Below are 1,512 nucleotides of genomic sequence, written 5' to 3'. Positions count from 1 at the left end.
AGCCTACTCTTTCTTGCTTTTCGTACCAAGCTTGTGTTCTGAGATGGAGAGCTTTATTGTAAACTAATCTTACACAGCCCAAAGTGCGCCGCAATAGCGACTCTTGTTCGGGTGTGGGGTAAAATCGAAACGAATAGGCTTTTTCCATGTCTCACATTCTAGCATATATCGTGTAAATGTGTTAATATTTAACAGTAAAGCCGTCGTAGAACGACGGGGTTTCAGACCCAAATTTTCGATGACCGCCGCTATTGCTCTTGATCGCGTTTCTAAAATCTATAACAATCTCCCAGTAGTTAACGAGCTTTCCTTTGCCATCGAAAAAGGGGAAATCTTTGGTTTACTCGGTCCCAACGGTGCGGGAAAATCGACGACAATCCGCATGATTATCACCCTAACCGAAGCGAGTCAAGGAGAAATCGCAGTGGCGGGGTATGATGTGAAAAAATACCGCGATCAGGTGAAGAAAAATATAGGGGTAGTCTTACAACAGATTAGCGTTGATGGGGAATTAACCGTCTGGGAAAATCTGGAATTTCACGGCCGGATGCACCATATCCCCAATCCCCAGAGACAGGAATTAATCGATCGCTATTTAGATTATGTCAGTTTAAGCGATCGAAAATCTGCCCTTGCCAAAACTCTTTCCGGAGGGATGAAACGACGTTTACAGATTGCTCGCGCTCTTCTTCACGAACCAAAAATACTCTTTCTCGATGAACCGACGGTCGGTTTAGACCCCCAAAATCGTCGTCGTTTGTGGGAAGTAATTCGCGATTTAAACCAGCAAGGAATGACAATTTTATTAACCACTCACTACATGGAAGAAGTGGAATTTCTCTGTCAGGATAACGGCACAGGAAAACTGGGCAGAATTGGCATTATGGACGCAGGCAAATTAATCGAATTAGGAACTATAACGGATTTTCGCACTAAGTATGGCGAGGGTTTAGTTATCAAACAAGTTGGCGATAAAATCGATTATCAATTCTTCCCCACCGTGGCTGATGCTAACTCTTATCTGGACACTTTGAGCGATAAAACTGGAGTAATGTGTCGCCCTTCCAACCTCGAAGATATCTTCGTGGAACTGACGGGACATCAATTAGATTAGATTCTTGGTTTGTCCGTTAGTAAATTGTTAAGTTATCGGTTTTTGAATCCGGTTTTTCTGAGATTAGCTCTGTTTAAATCGGCATTTCTTGGCTTTTATATGATGTCTATTTTATTGGTAAACTTGCTAATTAAGTAGGTTTTAAAAATTGTCAGATTTCTCCCCTTCATAAGGAGTTATCCCCCCTGATTAAGGGGATAAAAGGCAAAATCTATCCTCTATTTAACCAGAACCAGTTACTTAGAGTCTAGGTCAATTAGCTGAGGATTTCCCTAAAAACCGAGTTCAAGCCGAAAAAAAGAGGCTTTTAGCAATTTTTAAGCTTTTTGGGTCAGATAAATGGCCCAAGAAGGGAACTTTTTCCGGAGAGGGAGAGTCGTCGGGGACTGGATAAAAAC

At 41.9% G+C, this 1,512-nt stretch carries 2 protein-coding genes; one reads left to right on the top strand and one right to left on the bottom strand.

Annotated elements, in window-relative coordinates; all coding sequences use genetic code 11:
* A partial coding sequence (locus IQ242_RS24565) for a helix-turn-helix domain-containing protein (RefSeq protein ID WP_193961752.1) occupies nt 1-148 on the bottom strand: 148 nt, incomplete at its 3' end.
* Between the two features lie 90 nt (nt 149-238).
* On the opposite strand from IQ242_RS24565, the gene IQ242_RS24560 reads away from it, so the two are divergent.
* Nucleotides 239-1,114 carry an ABC transporter ATP-binding protein gene (locus IQ242_RS24560; RefSeq protein ID WP_193961751.1) on the top strand — a complete coding sequence of 292 codons (876 nt, stop codon included), beginning with the start codon at nt 239-241 and terminating at the stop codon, nt 1,112-1,114.
* Nucleotides 1,115-1,512: the final 398 nt, after the last annotated feature.

Origin of the sequence: Microcystis sp. LEGE 08355, from assembly GCF_015207185.1 — a bacterium.
Lineage (GTDB): Bacteria > Cyanobacteriota > Cyanobacteriia > Cyanobacteriales > Microcystaceae > Microcystis > Microcystis panniformis.
Note: the sequence above shows the minus strand (reverse complement) of the source record. Positions and strands in the feature narration are given on the sequence as shown.